Source organism: Rouxiella badensis (assembly GCF_002093665.1).
Lineage (GTDB): Bacteria > Pseudomonadota > Gammaproteobacteria > Enterobacterales > Enterobacteriaceae > Rouxiella > Rouxiella badensis.
Map to the genome: position 1 here is coordinate 113523 of NZ_MRWE01000009.1, position 21111 is coordinate 134633.

19 protein-coding genes and 1 tRNA gene are annotated in these 21111 nt (G+C 52.5%); 11 read left to right on the top strand and 9 right to left on the bottom strand.

Annotated elements, in window-relative coordinates; genetic code table 11:
- Positions 1–2 precede the first annotated feature (2 nt).
- Positions 3–1616, top strand: coding sequence for a microcin C ABC transporter ATP-binding protein YejF (gene yejF / locus BS640_RS07580; RefSeq protein ID WP_084912298.1), 1614 nt, complete (start codon positions 3–5; stop codon positions 1614–1616).
- A 10-nt stretch (positions 1617–1626) separates the two neighbouring features.
- Here the strand turns inward: yejF and BS640_RS07585 are convergent, their stop codons facing one another.
- The gene (locus BS640_RS07585; protein ID WP_017492261.1) at positions 1627–1977 is read right to left on the bottom strand and encodes a YejG family protein; all 351 of its coding nucleotides are present in this window, start codon (positions 1975–1977) and stop codon (positions 1627–1629) included.
- Between the two features lie 657 nt (positions 1978–2634).
- Between BS640_RS07585 and BS640_RS07590 the strand changes: the two genes are divergently transcribed.
- The 3 genes from BS640_RS07590 to BS640_RS07600 are packed head-to-tail and all read left to right on the top strand — an operon-like array spanning position 2635 to position 6319.
- A complete protein-coding gene (locus BS640_RS07590) occupies positions 2635–3252 on the top strand; it encodes a sorbitol dehydrogenase family protein (RefSeq protein WP_017492262.1) in 618 nt (205 codons plus the stop codon).
- Positions 3252–4907 (top strand): GMC family oxidoreductase, encoded by a 1656-nt coding sequence (locus BS640_RS07595; protein WP_026110580.1) that lies wholly within the window; start codon positions 3252–3254, stop codon positions 4905–4907. The genes BS640_RS07590 and BS640_RS07595 overlap by 1 nt, the downstream gene beginning before the upstream one ends.
- Positions 4904–6319 carry a cytochrome c gene (locus BS640_RS07600; protein WP_017492264.1) on the top strand — a complete coding sequence of 472 codons (1416 nt, stop codon included), beginning with the start codon at positions 4904–4906 and terminating at the stop codon, positions 6317–6319. Before BS640_RS07595 ends, BS640_RS07600 begins: the two co-directional genes overlap by 4 nt.
- 75 nt (positions 6320–6394) lie before the next feature.
- On the opposite strand, the gene BS640_RS07605 is transcribed toward BS640_RS07600, so the two are convergent.
- Complete coding sequence (locus tag BS640_RS07605; RefSeq protein WP_017492265.1) at positions 6395–7150, bottom strand: SDR family oxidoreductase; 756 nt, start codon at positions 7148–7150, stop codon at positions 6395–6397.
- Between the two features lie 31 nt (positions 7151–7181).
- The gene (gene idnO / locus BS640_RS07610; RefSeq protein ID WP_017492266.1) at positions 7182–7946 is read right to left on the bottom strand and encodes a gluconate 5-dehydrogenase; all 765 of its coding nucleotides are present in this window, start codon (positions 7944–7946) and stop codon (positions 7182–7184) included.
- A 344-nt stretch (positions 7947–8290) separates the two neighbouring features.
- Here idnO and BS640_RS07615 point away from each other — a divergent pair, with 344 nt between their 5' ends.
- Entirely contained in the window at positions 8291–9274 is a 984-nt protein-coding gene (locus tag BS640_RS07615) for a LacI family DNA-binding transcriptional regulator (protein WP_084912299.1), read from the top strand.
- Positions 9275–9521: 247 nt separating this feature from the next.
- Entirely contained in the window at positions 9522–10865 is a 1344-nt protein-coding gene (locus BS640_RS07620; protein WP_017492268.1) for an MFS transporter, read from the top strand.
- A gap of 350 nt (positions 10866–11215) precedes the next feature.
- Here the strand turns inward: BS640_RS07620 and BS640_RS07625 are convergent, their stop codons facing one another.
- A complete protein-coding gene (locus BS640_RS07625) occupies positions 11216–12430 on the bottom strand; it encodes a Bcr/CflA family multidrug efflux MFS transporter (protein ID WP_084912300.1) in 1215 nt (404 codons plus the stop codon).
- 41 nt (positions 12431–12471) lie between these two features.
- Positions 12472–13176 (bottom strand): 16S rRNA pseudouridine(516) synthase RsuA, encoded by a 705-nt coding sequence (rsuA, locus tag BS640_RS07630; RefSeq protein WP_017492270.1) that lies wholly within the window; start codon positions 13174–13176, stop codon positions 12472–12474.
- Between the two features lie 338 nt (positions 13177–13514).
- Here rsuA and radD point away from each other — a divergent pair, with 338 nt between their 5' ends.
- Positions 13515–15284 (top strand): DNA repair helicase RadD, encoded by a 1770-nt coding sequence (radD, locus tag BS640_RS07635; protein ID WP_017492271.1) that lies wholly within the window; start codon positions 13515–13517, stop codon positions 15282–15284.
- A 147-nt stretch (positions 15285–15431) separates the two neighbouring features.
- Positions 15432–15716, top strand: coding sequence for a 50S ribosomal protein L25 (gene rplY, locus BS640_RS07640; RefSeq protein WP_017492272.1), 285 nt, complete (start codon positions 15432–15434; stop codon positions 15714–15716).
- 96 nt (positions 15717–15812) lie between these two features.
- On the opposite strand, the gene yejK is transcribed toward rplY, so the two are convergent.
- A complete protein-coding gene (gene yejK, locus BS640_RS07645; RefSeq protein WP_017492805.1) occupies positions 15813–16823 on the bottom strand; it encodes a nucleoid-associated protein YejK in 1011 nt (336 codons plus the stop codon).
- A gap of 210 nt (positions 16824–17033) precedes the next feature.
- On the opposite strand from yejK, the gene BS640_RS07650 reads away from it, so the two are divergent.
- From BS640_RS07650 to BS640_RS07660, 3 genes are all read left to right on the top strand, one after another.
- Positions 17034–17261 (top strand): YejL family protein, encoded by a 228-nt coding sequence (locus tag BS640_RS07650; RefSeq protein WP_017492806.1) that lies wholly within the window; start codon positions 17034–17036, stop codon positions 17259–17261.
- A gap of 30 nt (positions 17262–17291) precedes the next feature.
- The gene (gene yejM, locus BS640_RS07655) at positions 17292–19061 is read left to right on the top strand and encodes an LPS biosynthesis-modulating metalloenzyme YejM (protein ID WP_084912301.1); all 1770 of its coding nucleotides are present in this window, start codon (positions 17292–17294) and stop codon (positions 19059–19061) included.
- 76 nt (positions 19062–19137) lie between these two features.
- A tRNA-Pro gene (locus BS640_RS07660) sits at positions 19138–19214 on the top strand.
- A 600-nt stretch (positions 19215–19814) separates the two neighbouring features.
- Here BS640_RS07660 and BS640_RS07665 read toward each other — a convergent pair.
- From BS640_RS07665 to BS640_RS07675, 3 genes are all read right to left on the bottom strand, one after another.
- Positions 19815–20279, bottom strand: coding sequence for a hypothetical protein (locus BS640_RS07665; RefSeq protein WP_084912302.1), 465 nt, complete (start codon positions 20277–20279; stop codon positions 19815–19817).
- The gene (locus BS640_RS07670; RefSeq protein WP_084912303.1) at positions 20276–20641 is read right to left on the bottom strand and encodes a hypothetical protein; all 366 of its coding nucleotides are present in this window, start codon (positions 20639–20641) and stop codon (positions 20276–20278) included. Before BS640_RS07670 ends, BS640_RS07665 begins: the two co-directional genes overlap by 4 nt.
- A gap of 181 nt (positions 20642–20822) precedes the next feature.
- Positions 20823–21029 carry a recombinase family protein gene (locus tag BS640_RS07675; protein ID WP_084912304.1) on the bottom strand — a complete coding sequence of 69 codons (207 nt, stop codon included), beginning with the start codon at positions 21027–21029 and terminating at the stop codon, positions 20823–20825.
- Between the last annotated feature and the right edge of the window lie 82 nt (positions 21030–21111).

Here is a 21111-nt window from a genome sequence, read left to right on the forward strand (position 1 = left end):
AGATGCCACATTCGCCGCTGCTAAGCATTGATAATCTGGATATCGCCTTCAGGCAGGACGGCAGGCTTTCTCAGGTCGTCAGTAATCTGTCTTTGAGCATGAACGCCGGGGAAACACTGGCATTAGTCGGCGAGTCGGGTTCGGGAAAGAGCGTCACCGCGCTGTCGATACTGCGCCTGCTGCATACCCAGTCGGTGGTTTATCCGCAGGGCGATATCCTTTTCGAGGGCCAGAGCCTGCTGCATGCCACCGAGGCGCACCTGCGTGAGACTCGTGGCAATCGTATCGCGATGATTTTTCAGGAGCCGATGGTTTCGCTGAATCCGCTGCATACCATTGAAAAACAGCTCGCCGAGGTGATTACACTGCACCGAGGCCTGCGTCGCGAGGCTGCACGCGCGGAGATAGTGCAGTGTCTGGACCGCGTAGGCATCGCGCAGGCAGCCTCGCGGCTCGGTGATTTCCCGCATCAGCTTTCGGGCGGTGAGCGGCAGCGCGTGATGATTGCCATGGCTATCCTCACGCAGCCTAAGCTGTTGATTGCCGATGAACCGACCACCGCGCTGGACGTCTCGGTGCAGGCGCAAATCCTCAAGCTACTGCACGAACTTAAGCAGGAACTGGGCATGGCGATGCTATTTATTACCCACAACCTGCGTATTGTGCGCTCCATCGCCGATAACGTGGCAGTGATGCGCGCCGGAGAATGCGTCGAGTACAGCAGCAAGACGGCGCTGTTTGCCGCGCCTCAGCACGCCTACACGCGTCAACTGTTACAGGCGGAGCCAAAGGGCAGCCCGTTACCGGTCAAGCCTGACAGTCCACTGCTGCTGCGCGTGGAGAACCTGAGCGTTGGGTTCCCGGTACGTCGAGGCCTGCTCCGCCGCACCGTCAGTGTCAAGCTGGCGCTGGACAAACTCAGCTTCTCTCTGCGGCGTGGGGAAAGTCTCGGGCTGGTTGGCGAATCAGGCTCGGGTAAAAGCACAACCGGACTTGCCCTGTTGCGTCTGCTCCATTGCGAAGGAAAAATCGAATTCGACGGTCAGCCGTTACATAGGTTTAATCGCCGCGCCATGCTGCCGTTTCGCAGTCGAATCCAGGTGGTATTTCAGGACCCCTATTCCGCGCTGAATCCCCGCTTGAACGTGATGCAGATTATCGCCGAAGGGCTTATGGTGCATAAGCGTCTAACAGAACAACAGCGTGAGGAGCAGGTGATTGCCGCGATGCGCGAGGTGGGGCTGGATCCTCAGGCGCGTCACCGTTATCCCACCGAGTTTTCCGGCGGTCAGCGGCAGCGCATTGCCATCGCTCGCGCGCTTATCCTGCAACCGGAGCTGGTTATCCTGGACGAACCCACGTCATCACTGGACAAATCCGTGCAGGCCCAGATTCTCGAGCTGTTACACAACCTGCAACAACGCTACGGCCTGTCGTATCTGTTTATCAGCCATGATTTGCACGTGGTGAGGAGCCTGTGCCATCAGGTGATTGTCTTGCAAAAGGGGAAAGTGGTCGAACAGGGGGACTGTGAAAAGCTGTTTACGCGGCCTGAACAGGCCTATACGCGTGAATTATTGGCGTTAGCAGAAGCAAATGACGGTCAGCAGCGTTAGCCAACGGCCATTAGAAGGGATAAATTGCGGAGACGGAAACCGATTCGGCGATGGCGGTGCCGATGTTTTTCAGGCGGCACATGGTGGCGCTCTCGTCGTCGCGTTTAACAAACAGGCACAGCTCGCCTTCGCACTCGACGATGTTACTCTCGACCTGAATTTCGCGTAAGGAGAGGTTCAGGCTCTGTAGCACCTGGCGGGCGCTGTCCCCTTCAGGGCTGAGCAGCTTCAGGCCGACCAAGTTGCTATCCTCTTCGTCTGCCGGCAGTGAAATAGCTTCCACTTTGATGCCCGCAAAACCAGAAAGCCAGCGGTAACTCTGTGGCAAACGGTGGACGACGGAAAAATGATTGGTATTCACAATACTCCCAAGAAATATTCAACAATAAATTTACAAAATTGCAACTCATGAACCAAGGTATAACGCACAATCCGTGGTTTTGCCTGATAAATAGTTAAAAAAGAAGCCACTATTTACATGACATTAACCATTTAAGTACATAAGCGGTACATTATGGCGTTTTTTTGACCACCAGCTTGTGTTTTTGAGATCTCGATCTCACTTCGAGTCATTTGTAACCCTTTCCGAATCATTTCTCAACCAATTTCATTCATCGCCGTTACCTTTTAGACGCCATAATGTCACAAAAAACAAACAAACCGAGGTGGTAAATAAATTTAAAATTATACTTATCAATATCTTGTACGTGTTACATTTGGTTAATAAAAAACGAACCAAAAGGTTCATTACAATTTGGACATTTCGCCCTTTTTAGCCTACCAAGTGTTACTAAATTGTTAATCAAAATCCAAATGAAAACAGAATGTTATTTTTTAGCACGATTTGTTAGCGCTTTTTGGCAAATCAGGGATTATCATCCACACCGTTTTTACTGGATTACTCTATCAATGAGGCAAAGAACCTCTTAAAGAGGCCCCCAGCTTCTGCGTAACCTGATAAAAAATAATAACTTTTGGCAAGCCGCAGGCTTATTCCCCCTTCCTTTAGAGAAATGTGATGGACAAAAAACGTTCACTTTTTGACGAAAACACCCAGGAAAATGGTACCGGTTTCAGTCGCCGCGACATGCTAAAAGGCGTGGGTTCGGCGATGGTTGCTGCTACCCTTTTGGGCTTTCCGTTTTTAACCCAGGCAGAAACAGACACCGCAACCGGATCACCGGTTATCTTCACCCAATTCTTTATTGTTTCTCAGGCGATTACCGAGCATCAGGACCTCAGTCCAGGCATGTCTGCGCGTATCTTCAACGCCTTCTATCATGGCAATCCGCAGTTTGCGACGCAGGTGACCAAACTTTATGGTCTGCTGCAGCCTAACCAGCGTGCAAAACAGTTTCAGGAAGTCGCGAAACAAAATGGCCTTGGCGATGTGCTGACCAGCATCATCACCGGCTGGTACACAGGCACGATTAAGAATGGTACCGATACCATTCTTATTTCCTATAAAGATGCCCTGATGTATCGCCCGGTAAGCGATGGACTGATTGTGCCGACCTACTGTGGCAATGGCCCGCTGTGGTTCACCGCCCCACCTCCGGCCGCCCCGATGCCGGAATATATGAAAGAAGAACGCTTAAAAGCGACGCCTGATACTGTTAATACGAGCAAAGCATGATGAATAAACCTACTTTTACCGCAGACGGCGATGCGTCTGCTGACGTTATTATTGTTGGTTCAGGGATTGTTGGCGGCATGATTGCCGACCAAATGGTCAGCCTGGGGCATTCCGTGCTGGTGCTGGAAGCCGGTCTGCGCATCGAGCGCGCACAGGCCGTTGAAAACTGGCGTAATATGCCGTTTGCCAACCGTGCAGGCTCAGACTTTCAGGGACTGTATCCGCAGTCCGAGCTGGCGCCTGCTCCGCTCTATTTCCCGAAAAATAACTATGTGAATCTGACCGGCCCAAGCGCCAGCAGCTTCCAGCAGGGCTACCTGCGTACCGTCGGCGGCACAACCTGGCACTGGGCGGCCTCGTGCTGGCGTCACCTGCCAAACGACTTCAAGATGAAAACCCTGTACGGCGTTGGCCGTGACTGGCCAATTTCCTATGAAGAGCTGGAACCTTATTACTGCCGCGCGGAAGAAGAGATTGGCGTTGCGGGCCCAAGTGACCCAGCGTTGCAGTCCCCTTCCCAGCGCAGTAAACCTTATCCGATGGAGCAGGTTCCTTACGCCTATGGCGATACCCGCTTCGCGGAAGTGGTCAATCCGCACGGCTTCAAATCTGTCCCTATCCCACAGGGCCGCAGTACGCGCCCGTGGAACGGTCGCCCAACCTGCTGCGGCAACAACAACTGTCAGCCAATCTGCCCTATTGGCGCTATGTACAACGGCATTAGCCACGTCGAGCGTGCGGAGAATAAAGGCGCTGTCGTCCTGGCCGAGTCCGTGGTTTACAAGATTGATACCGACGAACACAACCGCGTTACCGCCGTACACTGGCTGGACAACAAAAAGCAGTCACACAAAGCGACCGGTAAGGTCTTCGCACTGGCCTGTAACGGCATCGAAACACCGCGCCTGCTGCTGATCGCCGCCAACGAGAAAAACCCGAACGGTATCGCCAACTCTTCCGACCACGTTGGTCGCAACATGATGGACCACTCGGGCTTCCACTGTACCTTTATCGCCTCAGAACCGCTGTGGATTGGCCGTGGTCCTGCCCAAAGCAGCTGCCTGGTTGGCCCACGTGACGGGGAATTCCGCAGCAAATACTCTGCCAACAAAATGATCGTCAATAACATCAGCCAGGTGATCCCTGCCACCAACAAAGCGCTGGAGATGGGACTGGTGGGCGAAGAGCTGGACGCCGAGATCCGCCGTCGCTCGATTTATGGCGTGGATCTCTCCATCAGCCTGGAACCGTTGCCGGATCCCAATAACCGCCTGACGCTCAGCAAGACACGTAAGGATCCGCACGGCCTGCCTTGTCCGGATATCCACTATGACGTGGGCGATTATGTGCGTGAAGGTGCAGTTGCGGCTCACAAGCAGCTGGAAGAAATCGGCAAGCTGTTCATGGCCGAAGATTTCAACATCACCACCAGCCTGAACGCCAATAACCACATCATGGGTGGCACCATCATGGGCAATGACCCGAAAGATTCGGTGGTCAACGGCGACTGTCGTACCCACGACCACGAAAACCTGTGGCTACCGGGCGGCGGGGCTATCCCTTCTTCGAGCGTGGTGAACAGCACCCTGACAATGGCGGCACTGGCGTTGAAAGCGGCCGATGATATGGCGAAATCTCTGGCAGGTACGGCATGAAAAAATTACTGAGTTTAGGCCTGCTGGGCGCGGCGCTTAGCGGCTTTACGGGCATGGCATCGGCACAGGACAGCCAGCTTGACCTGATTGCCAAAGGGAAACTGGTCGCGACGGCGGCCGACTGTCAGGCTTGTCATACCAATCCGGAAGGCGGTAAGCCTTTTAGCGGCGATTACGCGATTCACTCGCCGATGGGCACGATTTATACCACCAACATTACGCCGTCGAAGCAGTTTGGTATCGGCAACTATACGCTACAACAGTTTAGCCGCGCGGTGCGTGAAGGAGTGCGTCCGGACGGTGAAAATCTTTATCCGGCGATGCCCTATACCTCTTACAGCCACATGAGCGACGAAGATATTCAGGCAATGTATGCCTATTTCCAGCTCGGGGTAAAACCGGTTGAACAGCCAACCAAGCCAACCGCATTGCCGTTCCCGTTCAATATGCGCATCGCGATGGCGGGCTGGAATCTGATGTATCTGGACAGCTCGGCGTTCAAGCCTGACCCAACCAAGAGCGAGCAATGGAACCGAGGCGCGTATCTGGTTAACGGCGCAGGCCACTGCGACACCTGCCACACACCGCGTAATCTGATGATGGGCGAAGTGACCAGCAAACCGCTGGCTGGTGGCATGGTCGGTCCATGGTATGCACCCAACATCAGTTCAGATCCGATAAGCGGTATCGGTAACTGGACGCAGGCACAGCTGGTTGAATACATGAAAACCGGTCGCACCTTGGGCAAAAACCAGGCGGCTGGCCCGATGGCCGAGGCGGTGCAAAACAGCCTGCAATACCTGCCGGAATCCGATCTCAACGCGATCGCTTTCTATCTGAAAAACAGCACGCCGGTGCGTGACCCTGCCGATCAAAAGGCGGCCGACAGCTTTGGTTCGAAACAGGTTAACGTAGAAGAGGGTCTGCGCGGTGCGCATCCATCCAACGCTAATAACACCATTATCGGCGGTGCGGCCCTGTTCAGCGGCTACTGCGCGAGCTGTCACCAGCCGGACGGCGGCGGCAGTAAAAATCAGGCTTATCCGTCTTTGTATAACAATACCGCGACCGGCCTGAACAACGCGTCCAACTTGATCTCGGCGATCTTGTACGGCGTTGACCGACAGGTTGGAGATCAACACGTGCTAATGCCGAAATTCGGCGAAGGTTCGTACGTTGGGCAACTGACCGACGCACAAATTGCCGACATCTCCAACTATGTACTGACCAACTTCGGCAATGCGGATATTCAGGTGACCTCACACGACGTGGCCGTGCTGCGCGCCGGGGGTCCAGTTACGCTGCTCGCTAAGCTACAGCCGTTTATGGCACCGGCGATGGGAGTGGGTGTGATTATCGTGCTGGCGCTGATTTTCTGGCTGTTCAGCAGGCGTAAAAACCGCCGTCGCTGATGGCCGGTTGAGACGTAAAAAAAGGAGAGCGCCAGTGGCGCTCTCCTTTTTATTTGTGCCGTATATGCCGGAGAACTAGCCGCGTCCGACAAACGGCATCGCGGTGGCCATCACGGTCAAGGTCAGAATATTGGTGCCGTCAGGCTGGTTCGCCATAAACGCCACCGCTTCGCCGACCTTGTCGGCCGGCATGACAGGTTCCTGCGCCAATTCGAAATCTGCCTGAAGCCTGCCGCTTAATGCCTTGTTGCCCATATCAGTCGCGGCGTTGCCGACGTCGATTTGCCCACAGGCAATATTATAGCGACGACCATCAAGCGAGGTGCTCTTGGTCAGGCCGGTTATCGCGTGTTTGCTGGCGGTATACGCCGCCGAAAAAGGACGCGGCGTATGGGCCGAGATAGAACCGTTGTTGATAATTCTGCCGCCCATCGGGGTTTGCTGCTTCATCAGCTTGAACGCCGCCTGCGTACACAGGTAGGCACCGTTCAGATTGGTGTTGATGACCGTCAACCAGTCCTCGTAAGGTTGGTCCTCAATCGGCTGTTCCTTGACGTTGGTACCGGCGTTATTAAACAGCACGTCGAGGCGGCCAAAGTTTTCCTGAACCGTTGAAAACAGCGCCGACACCGAATCAGGACTCGTAACGTCCACGGTCAACGCGTGCGCCTGGCCGGGCGCAAACTGCGCGACGGCCTGGCTGAGCTTTTCCTGGTTACGCCCGGTCAGGATGACCACAAATCCGCTGGCGGCCAGTGCCTTGGCGGCGCTCAGACCGATCCCGCTGCCTGCTCCGGTAATCAGGGCAATCTTCTTTCCGTTATGGCTCATAGGTTTTCCAAAAATCAGTCTGGGCTACGCGTTACACCGCGGCCATCATGCCACCGTCAACAAACAGCAGGTGACCATTCACAAAATCAGAGGCGCGTGAAGACAGGTAAACTGCGGCGCCGATAAGCTCTTCAGGGTTGCCCCAGCGCGCTGCGGGGGTTCGCTTGCACAGCCAGTCGGAGAACTCTTTGTTGTCCACCAACGCCTGCGTCATGTCGGTCTTGAAATAGCCCGGTGCGATACCGTTCACCTGAATATTATAGCGAGCCAGTTCAACGCACATGCCGCGGGTCAGCATTTTCACCGCCCCTTTAGAGGCCGCGTAAGGCGTGATGGTATCGCGCCCCAGTTCGCTCTGAATGGAACCGATGTTGATGATTTTGCCGCGTTCACGTTTAACCATATAGCGTGCGACGGCCTGCGAAACCAGGAATACCGACTTTTGGTTGACGGCGACAATGTCGTCCCAGTCTTTTTCCGGGAATTCTGTGAATTTATGACGACGCTGAATACCGGCGTTGTTGACCAACACGTCGATAGCACCAATCTCACGCTCAATCTTGTCGATAGCGTCGTTCACCGCTTTGCTATCTGTCACGTCGAACGCCACAGGATGGGCAATGAATCCCGCTGCGCGCAGGCTCTCAGCGGCCTTGCTGGCCGACTCCTGCGTCGTGCTGTTGATAATGATTTCGGCGCCGTGTTCGGCCAGCCCTTTTGCCAACAGGTATCCCAGTCCGCGTGATGACCCGGTGACCAGAATTTTTTTGTTATCCAGCGAGAATAAGTTTGTCATTACGATTTTCCTGACGTTACCGATAAAAGTGTTCGTGAGACCCACGACCCAGGCGAAAAAATTTATGTCATTCAATCAAAGCGGTTTACCCGCCCGCAAACTGTGATACAGATCACGCTACAGGGTGTTAAGAAACTCTGTTACCGCAAGCGTGATCCGGGTCATCCGCCCCGTTCTTCTTAAGCGAAATTCTGCTTAGGTATTGGCCTGGGGAAAGGCAACAAGATGTTACATCATCATGAAAATGAAAGTTTTTTGCTTCTGCTGCTCACGTTGTTAAGAGTTAGCCAATTTGGTAACATAAACACCATGTTACCCGCCCATTTTGGACTCACAGGCACCGCATGAGAAACCAGCGCGTCACACTGCAGGACATCGCGTTACTCGCCGACGTCACGAAAATGACCGTCAGCCGTTTTCTGCGTACGCCAGAAAAAGTGTCCCCTGAGACCCGCGAGCGCATCACCAAGGTCATGCAGGAAGTCGGCTTCCCGTTGGAGGAGGCTGAAAAAAAGAGCAAAAGCAAAAAGATAGGAATTTTAGTCCCCTCTTTTAACAACCAGATTTTCTCCGATCTCCTGGCAGGAATTGAGTCCGTGACCTCGGCACAGGGCTACCAGACGCTGGTCGTCAACTACGACTACAGCAAGGATCGGGAAGAAGAGCACATCATTAACCTGCTGACCTACCGTCTCGCAGGTCTGATCCTCACCGACTCCGTGCATACCCTCAAGGCCGACAAATATCTCAATGCCGCCGATATCCCGGTCGCGCAGGTGATGGATCTCGACGACGCACACGGACGCATCGCCGTCGGTTTTGATAATTTTCAGGCCGGATTTGACATGGCGTCGGCGTTAATTGCCAGCGGCAAACAGCACGTGGTTTATTTTGGTTCGATGTCCGACCCTCGCGATATGAAACGCTACGAGGGATATCGTAAAGCCATGGAAAATAATCAGCTTACGCCGCAACACATTACCCCGAATAAGGTCTCATCGGTCTCTATCGGTGCCGGTATGCTGACCATGGCACGACAGCTTAATCCGCAGGTCAATGCCGTGCTCTGCACCAATGACGATATTGCGGTGGGCGTTTTACAAGAATGTATTAGACTGGGTATTCAGGTTCCCCAACAGATGGCTATTTCCGGCTTCCACGGACTGGATATTGGCCTGGCAACCACGCCAGCCTTAGCCAGCGTTATTACCCCGCGCTTTGAAATAGGCAAAGTGGCCGCGGAAATAATGTTAAAGAAAATCAATAAAACCCCTACAATTGAAAGAGTTGACCTGCATTATCGTATTTCTCTCGGCGGCACTATTTAATCCTTTCTCCTCAAGACTCTTGTCCCGCCAGCACGGGGCAGGATCACGTTACCAGTAACATCCTTTTTTAACATGATCTAACGTGACATGAGTCACAAAATATAATGGTGGAAATGCTTTTATTAAGGCATCGCCGGATCAGGTTAATAAGAGCATTTTCTCCAATGACTTATTTAATAAACCAACCGAATTCGTGCATTAATTCATTCCTCCGCAGGAATGCTTCTGTGTATAAACGAGGTACACCATGGATAAAAAAATACCTAAAGCCCGTTGGTTACGCGTTATTACGCCAATATTAATCGCCTGCATTATTTCCTTCATGGACCGAGTCAATATCAGCTTTGCGATGCCAGGCGGAATGGACAGTGCCTTGGGTATTTCGTCCTCAATGGCCGGACTGGCTGCGGGTATTTTCTTTATAGGTTACCTGTTCTTACAGGTTCCTGGCGGCAGCATCGCCGTACACGGCAGCGGCAGAAAATTTATTGCCTGCTCGCTCGTTGCCTGGGCCGTTATTTCCGTGCTAACCGGACTGGTCACCAATCAATACCAGCTCCTGTTCCTGCGCTTCGCCCTGGGTGTCGCCGAAGGGGGCATGCTGCCGGTGGTGTTAACCATGGTCAGCAACTGGTTTCCTGACGCAGAGCGTGGTCGTGCCAACGCCTATGTGCTGATGTTTGCCCCGATCGGTGGAATGATTACCGCACCGTTGTCAGGTTTTATCCTCAATACCCTCGACTGGCGCTGGTTGTTTATCCTTGAAGGTCTGCTGTCGGTTGCCGTGATGCTGTTCTGGTGGTTCACCATCAGCGATCGTCCAGAAGAAGCCAAATGGCTGTCTGAGCGTGAACGTCATTATCTGATTACCGAGCTAACCCGCGAACGTGAGGCGTTGAAAGAGCTGGCACCGGTTGAGAATGCGCCGCTGAAAGAGGTATTCCGTAATAAATCTATTCTTAAACTGATTGTGATTAACTTCTTCTATCAGACCGGTATTTACGGCTATACGCTGTGGCTGCCAACGATTCTGAAAACCCTGACCGGCGGCAATATGAGCTCGGTAGGTATGCTGGCGATTATTCCTTACGTTGGCACTATGCTGGGTATTTTGGCGATGTCGCTGCTGTCAGATAAAACCGGTAAACGTAGAATGTTCATCATCCTGCCGCTGCTGGGATTCGCCGCAAGTCTGGCGTTATCGGTTGCGTTTAAGGGCAACGTTTTCGCTTCTTACTGCTTCCTGATTTGTGCCGGTTTCTTCCTGCAGGCCGCAACCAGCGCCTTCTGGACCATTCCAGGCAAAGTCACCACCCCTGAAGTTGCGGGCCGCGCAAGGGGTGTTATCAATGGATTGGGTAATCTGGGTGGCTTCTGTGGCCCGTATCTGGTGGGTGTACTGGTAAGCCTGTATGGCCAGAGCACGGCGATTTATGCCCTGGTTGCCTCGTTGCTGATTGCCGCGCTGGTCACTGCCCTGCTGCCGAAAGAGTGTGATATTGCACTGGTGCCGGGGGCGAAGGCTATCGCGCTGGCGGAGCATTATGCGAGGACGCGGGCTAAGTACAAAACTAATGGGGTAGCGGCTTAAGCTTTGTTTTATTGCGCTGCGCGCGGCTGCTTCTGGGTCAAAAGCACGTGCCTTGCACGCTGGCCGCTGGCCCGAATCCGCCAACCAGCTTCTAAACAAAAATCGGCAACCTTGGGGTCCAATCCATGCACGGTCTAACGGCGGAATCTTGTGTTTTTCTTTATTGCCTCGGCAACTGCTCAGGGATGATGTCTTCTCTACGGCGGATTCACATCAAAGGAAAACATGCGGCATCTCAAATGCCCGCCGTCAGAAACCGCCCTTATTCCGGGCAGGCAACCCCAAAGGCTGAACAAGGTTTTACTTAAGAGTCCATTGGCGGGTTCAGGGCACCCGCCCACTATAACTCTCTATGAGTTTACTACCGATTCAGCAACAACCTTCGCCGGCCTGCTGGCATAAAGATAAAGCAACACCGAGGCAATAATACAAAACGCCATCGACCCAACCATCGGCCAGGCGCTGTGCGCCGGGAACATCGACAACAGCGAACCGACCAGCGCACCGGTACCGAAACGAATAGTGCCCGCCAGCGAGGCTGCGGTACCGGCCATGTGCGGGAAGTCATCCATAATCACTGCCATCGCGTTCGAGGTCACCATCGCAATGCAGCCGACGTAACCCGCCACACCGAGCACCAGTGCCCAGAAACCCAGTCCGAAGGCGCTCACAACCAACAACCATAGCCCCATCACCAACTGAATCATCAGGCCCAAACGGAACATTTTGATAGCCCCGAGACGACGTACGTTGCGGCTGTTGAAAAAGGTCAGAATCACCAGGAACACCACGTTCAGCGCAAAATAGAAGCCGAAATGCTGAGGCGAAACGCCGTTAAGTTCGATATAAACAAACGGACCGGCGCTGAGGAACGAGAACATCCCGGCGAAGGAAAATCCGCTCGCCAACATGTAGCTCAGCACACGCTTATGGCGGAACAGCGACGCAAAGTTACCCAGGCTGGTGCGCATATGAAAACGCTGCCTGCGCTCTTTGGGGAGCGTTTCTTTAATAAACACCCCGACCAGGACCGCCGCGATCAGCGCAGCAATGGCCATCGCCCAGAAGATGGCATGCCAGCTGAACCACAGCATCAGCGCGCCACCCAGCATTGGTGCTAGCAAAGGCGCGACCGTCATCACCAGCACCACGAAGGACATCATTCGCGAGAATTCGTCCTTCGTGAACATATCGCGCATCAATGCGTTTATCACTACGCTCGCCGCCGCAGCCGACAGGCCATGAAGGAAACGCATGTTCACCAGTTGATGAACGGAATCAGATAACGCGCAGGCGGCAGCGGCAATAGCAAATACCAGCACGCCCCAGAAGATAACCGGCTTGCGACCCAGACTGTCGGCCATCGGTCCATAGAACAGCTGACCGATAGCAAAACCTAATACATAAGCACTCAGCGTCATCTGCACGCTGCCCGCTGAAACGCCAAACTCTTGAGCGATCATCGGCATGCTGGGTAGATACATGTCGATAGCCAACGGCATCAACATCGACAACAATCCCAATATCAAGATTAAACCTAAATGGGATGTCCGGGTCTCTTGCACTCTTTGTAACTCCTGATTAAACGACGAGTAAAATTTTTGGTTTAACGTGGCACGACAACTGAAGCGATTTCTTCTTCGGTGAGCGGACGGTATTCGCCAGGCTCTAAATCTTCGTCCATCACAATCTCGCCAATACGTTCACGATGCAGCTCAACCACACGGTTGCCCACCGCAGCGAACATACGCTTCACCTGATGGTAACGGCCTTCACTGATTGTCAGACGCACCACGCGATCGCTCACCTGTTCCAGTACCGCAGGTTTGGTCAGTGAGTCTTCGTTATGCAGTTGAACACCGGCGGTAAACTGCTCGGCGGTATCGTCGGCCAGCGGATGCTCCAGCGTGACCAGATAGGTCTTCTCACAGTGATGCTTCGGCGAGGTGATGCGGTGCGACCACTGTCCGTCGTCGGTCATCAGCACCAGACCGGTGGTGTCAATGTCGAGACGGCCCGCAGCGTGCAGCTTGTAGGCGACCGGTTCTTCGAGGAAGTAAAGCACGGTTGGATGATCAGGGTCGTCGGTCGAACAGACGTAACCCTGTGGCTTGTTGAGCATAAAGTAACGATGACCGGTGATCTGCTCCAGCACGTTGCCGTCAAACTCAACGGACATCTCCGGGGTCAGTTTAAATGCCCCGGTCTTGACCACTTCACCGTCTACGGTAACGCGCTTTGCACGCAGTTCGCGCGCCACTAACGCACGGCTCACACCTAACTGTTGTGATAAAAACTTGTCCAATCGCATTGAATCTACTCAGCCTTTCCTGGCGAACGTTTTCTGCTCGCACTTTGATAAAACACAACACCCCGCCACCGCATAATTCTGCGACAGCAGGGTGATGAAATGGTGATATGTAATAATTTCTAAAGGTTATTATTACTTTGCGGAGGTAAAACCGGCAGCCGAGCCGCCTTTAAGAGACGATATTATAGCGGGGCTTCTCCCGCCTTGTCGCGTCAATCTGTAAAAGTTAGCAGACTAAATTTTAACGCAACGTGATTGACCCTCGGTTCGCCTTCCGCGACGATTGTTGGCATACTGAAATCAGGTCCCTCTCCCCCACAGAACGTTTCGGAAATGTCATGCAAGCTCTCCCATTTACCCTCCGCCCCTATCAGCAAGAAGCCGTAGACGCTACGCTGCAGCATTTTCGCCAACGCGACGAGCCTGCGGTGATCGTCCTGCCAACCGGCGCAGGAAAAAGTCTGGTGATTGCCGAACTGGCCAGGGTCGCGCGGGGCCGCGTGCTAGTACTGGCGCACGTCAAGGAACTGGTCGCGCAGAACCACGCTAAATACCTTTCGTACGGGCTTGAAGCCGACATTTACGCCGCAGGGCTTAACATCAAGCAGAGTCAGGGCAAGGTGGTCTTCGGTAGCGTTCAGTCGGTGGCACCTAACCTCGACAAGTTCGACAACGCGTTTTCGCTGCTGATTATCGACGAATGCCACCGTATCAGCGACGATGACAACAGCCAGTATCAGCAAATCATTGCCCACCTGCGCACCCAAAATCCGCGCCTGCGCCTTCTTGGCCTGACCGCGACCCCGTATCGGCTGGGTAAGGGCTGGATTTATCAGTATCACTATCAGGGCATGGTGCGCGGCGATGAGAAAAGCCTGTTCCGCGACTGTATCTATGAGCTGCCGCTGCGCTACATGATAAAGAATCAGTTCCTGGTGCCGCCAGAGCGCCTCGACATGCCGGTGGTACAGTACGACTTCAGCCGTCTTCAGCCCAACAGTAGCGGGCTGTTCGCCGAGGCAGACCTCAATGACGAGCTGCGTCGACAGGCGCGAATCACGCCGCACATCGTCAATCAAATCATCGACTTCGCCAAAGATAGAAGAGGCGTAATGGTTTTCTGCTCGACGGTAGAGCACGCAGGCGAGGTGTTCAAACTGCTCCCTGCCGGTGAAGCGGCATTGGTCAGCGCACAAACCACGGCACAGGACCGAGACCGGTTGATCGATGACTTCAAACAGCAACGGTTGCGCTACCTGGTAAACGTTTCGGTGCTGACCACCGGTTTTGACGCACCGCACGTTGATTTGATTGCCATTTTGCGCCCGACCGAGTCCGTGAGCCTGTATCAGCAAATCGTAGGACGCGGCCTGCGACTCGCGCCGGACAAGACCGACTGCCTGATTCTCGACTATGCCGGTAATCCGCACGACCTGTTCACGCCCGAAGTCGGCAGCCATAAACCGGCCAGTGACAACAAACCGGTGCAGGTATTTTGCCCAGCCTGCGGCTTTGCCAATATCTTCTGGGGCAAAACTACCGCCGATGGCACGATTATCGAGCACTTTGGCCGCCGCTGTCAGGGCATCCTCGAAGACGATGACGACAACCGCGAACAGTGCGACTTCCGCTTTCGCTTTAAGAGCTGCCCGCACTGCGGGGCAGAAAACGATATTGCTGCCCGCCGCTGTCATCAGTGCCAGGAAGTGCTGGTCGATCCCGATGACATGCTCAAGGCCGCGCAGAAGCTAAAAGATGCGCTGGTGCTGCGCTGCGGCGGCATGAATCTGGAGAGCGGTAAAGACGATAAAGGCGAGTGGCTGAAAATCACCTACTACGACGAGGACGGCGCGAGCGCCAGCGAACGTTATCGCCTGCAAACCCCGGCGCAGCGCACGGCTTTTTTACACAACTTTATGCGCCCGCATCAGCGCGCACCGGGCATTGAGCTGGTGTGGCACACCGCCGCCGATATCATCGCCCAGCAGGCGCTGCTCCGGCATCCCGATTTTGTTGTCGCAAGGATGAAAGGCCGGTTCTGGCAAATTCGCGAGAAAATCTTCGATTATCAGGGCCGTTTCCGCCGCGCCTACGAGCTGCGGGGCTAGCGGTTTAAGGCACGATCAGGGATTAATCATTTGCTGTACGGGCAATACTTCGGTAACATACCGCCCGCTTTCGCCATGCGCGAAGCGAAGATCTATCACCTGTTGCTGGGTCGCCTGTAACAGTAATTTTCTTTTAAGAGAAAAATCATGACTACTATTAATGCACAAGTACGTACTGCGCAGGGTAAGGGTGCGAGCCGCCGCCTGCGCGCAGCAAACAAATTCCCAGCTATCGTTTACGGTGGCTCTGCTGAACCTATCTCTATCGAGTTGGAACATGACTCTGTAAAGAACCAGGAACTGAAAGCGGAATTTTACAGCGAAGTAATTACTCTGGTTATCGACGGTAAAGAAACCAAAGTTAAAGTTCAAGCTGTACAGCGTCACCCGTTCAAGCCAAAACTGGCTCACATCGACTTCGTTCGCGTTTAATCGCTAACTGAGTAGATGCGCATAGGGACGCCTAAGCGAGAACAATAAAAAACGCCGCATTATGCGGCGTTTTTTATTGGCTGAAATCTGGGGGGTTTAGCTGTTACCGCTGCCTGAGCGGCGCTGCAGCTGGTCGCGCAGATTTGGCGGTGTCCCTTTGATAGTCAGCGTATCGGTTGCCGGATCCCAGAAAATACGTTCTCCCATCAGCAGCGCGTCGAAGTTGATGCTCAACCCGCCACCGCTGCCGGCAAACTTCGTTAACTGACGCAGCGTGCTGCGGTCCGCCGGAAAACTCTCTTCCAGCTCGTAACCCTGTTCGGTCGAAAACTGCTTGAAGTCCTTATCGCCTAAAGGCGGTAATTCCTGCGCCAGCTCCTGCAAGGCAATCTCTTCGCCCGCCTGCAGCTGGTCGTTGCAGTAGGTATACACCTGCTGGCGATAGTTTTGACGCTCGTTTTTATCGAGCTGAGCTTCTGCACAATAATCATCAACCGCCTGCAACAGCCCACGGTTCTGTGCCTTAGTGTCCAGCCCTTCCGATGCGCCCAGGAAATCCATGAAGAAATCCGAGACTTTGCGTCCAACTCTGCCTTTGAGGAAGGTCAGATAACGGGTGGATTCCGGGTTAGTTTCCCACTCGGTCAAATCGATACGCGCCACAATGTCGGCGTGATTGATATCCAGATAATGAATGCTGCTGACGTCAAGCTGCTCGTTCACGCGCATGCTGCTGCGGCTGGTCAATACGGCGACCAGCAGATACTCGACCGCCAGAAAACGGTAGTGGCAAAACAGCACCACGCCGCCTTCGGCAAAGGGATACTTCGCCAGCTCGTCGCGCAGACGACCGGTTGCCGCACGACTGAACCCCAGAAAGTCTTCGTCACCCTTGCGGCATGTGCGCAGTGCGGCAGCCAGCTCGCTCTCTTCGTTAAACAGACCATAAGCCTTGCTCTTGGCGCTGTAAACGCGATGCAGCTCGGCCATCATCTCCTCTACCGCCGCATTCGGGGTTAAAAGGGTATCGCGCAGCACAACATCCAGCGTTTGCTCGTCGCGTTTGTTCAACTGGTGCAGAGCAATCTGCTCGATATCCAGACTCATGTGACTTTCTCCTGTTCGTTTAGGGGGTTCCCCTGCGCCGCGTATTCCAACACCGAAGACCGCTATCTGCAAGCGTTAACCCGCGTCCCTGAAATCTCTGCTAACATGCTCAAACAATAACCCAGCGTTATTAGCATTATAAAAATGCGGAAACTCGTGGCGCGATAAGTTAAGATATTGGACTTTGTAAAGCTTTGAGCACAATTATCTATGCCACAATCATCTCGCTACAGTGACGAACAAGTTGAACAGCTCCTTTCCGAGCTGGCCACCGTTCTGGAAAAACACCGCGCCCCAACCGATCTGTCTCTGATGGTTCTGGGCAACATGGTGACCAATCTTATCAATACCAGCGTCGCTCCCGCTCAGCGCAAAGTTCTGGGACGCTCGTTTGCCGATGCCTTACAGGCATCAATAAGAGAAGATAAAGCCCATTAATTCATCATTTAAAAGTTAGCCAATCCTCTTATGGTGACAAATAGCCCGCGCTATCGCGAAAAAGTATCCCAGATGGTTAGCTGGGGACACTGGTTCGCCCTCTTCAATATTCTGCTTAGTCTCGGACTCGGTAGCCGCTACCTATTTGTTTCTGACTGGCCCTCCTCACTTGAAGGCAGGATTTATGCGCTGGTCAGTTGGCTAGGTCATTTTAGCTTTGTCGGTTTCTCCGTTTACCTGCTGATTATTTTCCCACTGACCTTCGTGGTAATGTCGCAGCGTTTACTGCGCTTCCTCTCCGCCATTCTCGCCACGACCGGGCTGACCCTGCTGCTGGTGGATACCGAGGTGTTTACCCGTTTCCATCTGCATATCAATCCGGTAGTGTGGGAACTGGTGGTGAACCCCGGCCAGGCTGAACTGGCGCGTGACTGGCAGCTGATGTTCATCTGCGTACCGGTCATTTTCCTGGTCGAGATGTTATTTGGTACCTGGGCCTGGCAGAAGCTGCGCAGCCTTAACCGACGAAGCTTTGCCAAGCCTTTGGTCGTGCTGTTTATCTGCTGCTTCTTTGCGTCGCATCTAATGTATATCTGGGCTGATGCCAACTTCTATCGCCCGATTACCATGCAGCGCTCAAACCTGCCGCTGTCCTACCCAATGACCGCGCGCAAGTTCCTCGAAAAGCACGGTTTGCTTGACGCTCAGGCGTACCAGCAGCGCCTTATCGAACAGGGTGACCCCGAGGCTATCTCGGTCGAATATCCGCTTAATAACATCAGTTTCCGCGATAAAGGCAGCAACTATAACCTGCTGATGATCGTGGTAAACGGCTTAAACGCCAACACAACGGCCAAATACATGCCAGAGCTGAACCGATTTGCGAGTCAGAACGTGAACTTTACGCATCATTTCAGCTCAGGCAGTCAAGATGATACCGGCCTGTTTGGCCTGTTTTATGGGATCTCGCCGACCTATCTCGAAGGGATTATCACCTCGCGTAAACCGTCGGCGCTGATGAATGCCCTCACCCAGCAGAACTATGAGTTTGGCCTGTTTGCCTCTGATAACTTCAACAGTCCGTTATACCGTCAGGCACTGCTCTCCGACTTCTCGCTGCCAGCCGCGGTGCGTCAAACCGATCCACAGACCACCCAACAGTGGCAACAGTGGCTGGCGACGCGCGGGGCACGTCCGTGGTTCTCCTATGTGAGCTTTAATGGCACCTCTGATGCAAACCTGCCGAATAAAGAAGGCAAGCAACCTACCGTCGCGACTATCAATCGTCGTTATCAGCAGGGTGCGGCAGAAGTTGACGGACAGATAGCGGAGGTCCTTAAGAGTCTTCAGGACAAAGGCGTGCTGGATAAAACCGTGGTTGTTATTACCGGTTCACGCGGCGTGGATCTGACCAGTCAGCAAAATCAGATGGACGCCGAGCAGATTCAGGTTCCGCTGGTGATCCACTGGCCAAATACTCCGGCTCAAACAGTCAGCAAGCTTACCGCCCACGAAGACGTGATGACTACGTTGATGCAGCGCCTGCTGCACGTGAGCACCTCGCCGTCAGATTATTCACAGGGCGAAGACCTGTTTGCTGCACGACGCAATAACAACTGGGTATCAAGCACCAGCGATGGTGCACTGGTGATTACCACGCCGACGCAGACTATCCGTCTCGATAACAACGGTAATTACCGTGCCTACGACAGCCAAGGCAACGAGCTTAAAGATCAGAAGCCGGAACTGGGCCTTCTGCTTCAGGTATTGACCGATCAAAAACGCTTCGTGGCGAACTAACTGCTTAAAATTGAAGCAGTCGTGAGCGTAGCATATTGATTTCAAAGTCGGGATGAGTAGACTGTTTGTACAGCGTCGGCATGTAGCGCAGCCTGGTAGCGCACCGTCATGGGGTGTCGGGGGTCGGAGGTTCAAATCCTCTCATGCCGACCAAACATTCCAGATAGGTCAAGGGGTTAATCGAAAGGTTAGCCCCTTTACTTTATGTGTAAAACTGCACATGTGCAATGCTCAGCTGCACACGTTTTTATTCTCCCATGCCTGTTGGTCAGGTATCGCAATTCTTGCTCTCCTTTCCAGTACGCTATGGTCGCTTCACTCCCTCCGCTGCTCACTCAGGCTGCGCTAAATGCCGACGCTGTTATGCATGTGCATTAACGCATTGTGAACGCAGCAAGATAAACAATTGATTATTAATATATTAAACCAGTCTAACTTAGACACGGATAATATTCTTTTCTCACTCAAGAGGGAAAAGAACTCATGAATTTTGAGGGGCTATAGGTCGTGGGACGTACAACGGGGGTGTACGCCACCTTGCTGCTATATGCATGACAACTTTTCAAAATCTTATAAAAATTATGATATCTCAGGAACGGTGATTATAGAGGGTGGGAAAGGCTCTCCCACACTGCCACGTATAACAGCGTAGGAAAGCCCTTAAGACATTATGAAGCAGGATTGGTGAGGCTGGGGGATGTGTGAGGATATCGTGGCTAAAATGCTTAGGGGGTTAATACACCAAGAAAATTTCTAGTAAAAACTCTCGTCAGTCCCCCAATTAAGACGGTCTTCAAACTCTTCGAAGTAACAATAGGGACACTGGATGATTTTTCCACCGAGATAATCGATAAGCATGTTTCGACGAAAGAGGAACGGTGTACCACATCCGCCACAACTCACATTTTTGTTGCGTTCTCTGAGACGTTCCAGCTTCTCAGGTGAGGCTGTAAGCAATCCACCATCAATCGCTATGCGTAACATTCTTGAATCGTTGAATACGCCCTCAACCAAATGAACTGGGAAGCCTTCCAACTTTACATCCCTGACGCTGTATAGGCTGTTACGTTTATCAATAACTAGTCCTTTATAAGCAAAAGACATCCTCCCATCATGCGTGTTAAAGGGCTTGGTAATTTCACTCTCTTCCGGTGAAAGGCGTGAGTAATTGGAGTTACCCTTACAATAAGTTTTAACTGGGTAGCCTTTACGCATCATTCACTTTCCCGTTGCTTCTTAAACCATTCCACAGCGCGTTGAGTATTGCGTAAGGTGGACTCTGAATTCGGATTACGGTTTTTCATATTCTGTTTGAAAGCTTCATAAGCCGCTTCTTGGTTTGAAGGAGGATTTAAATGCGGAGGAATGTAGACATCCTTTTGCGCTTGCTCACGCAATGATTTCCAATATTCAGCCATGCTTTTATCATTTACTCCCTGCGCCATGGGAGAGTAAGCTTTAGCAGCTTGCTTCTGTGCGTTCATACGCTGGATAGCGAGAGTGACTAGCTCAATAGCTTCGTCTTCTGAATGGCCTTTATTTATTAATTGCTGGATAGCTTCTGGTACATTAATGCTCATATTATTTAGTTCCCCATTGAAATGTTTTAGCAATATCGTAAATTTCTAAATTCATTAGTTTGTTATAGTACCCCTCACGCCATGTGTTAGTAAATAAATGCTTAGGAGTGATATATTTTTTATCAGGATGATATGAGACAGGAGTGTTGATAAAGTTTTGCATTATTACCCCGTCACTATTTTAAAGGGTTTTAAGGTCAAGGCGTTTCAATGTTTGCCTTACGCTGTCAATAGTCCAGTGCTGTCCCCAACGAGTGGGTATGCCTTTTGTATTTAATGCGTTGGCTAAGGCGGAATAGCCAAAGCCATATTCAATCAGCTCTTCGAATACTGGTTTTACTTTTTCATCGAAGATGGCTGTTTTAGAGTTGCGTAATTTTCCGTACATAAGATCACCTTTTATTAATAATAATTGGCGTGGTTAAAATAAAAAATAAGCTGGCGAAATATTTTAATAATTACTAATATGA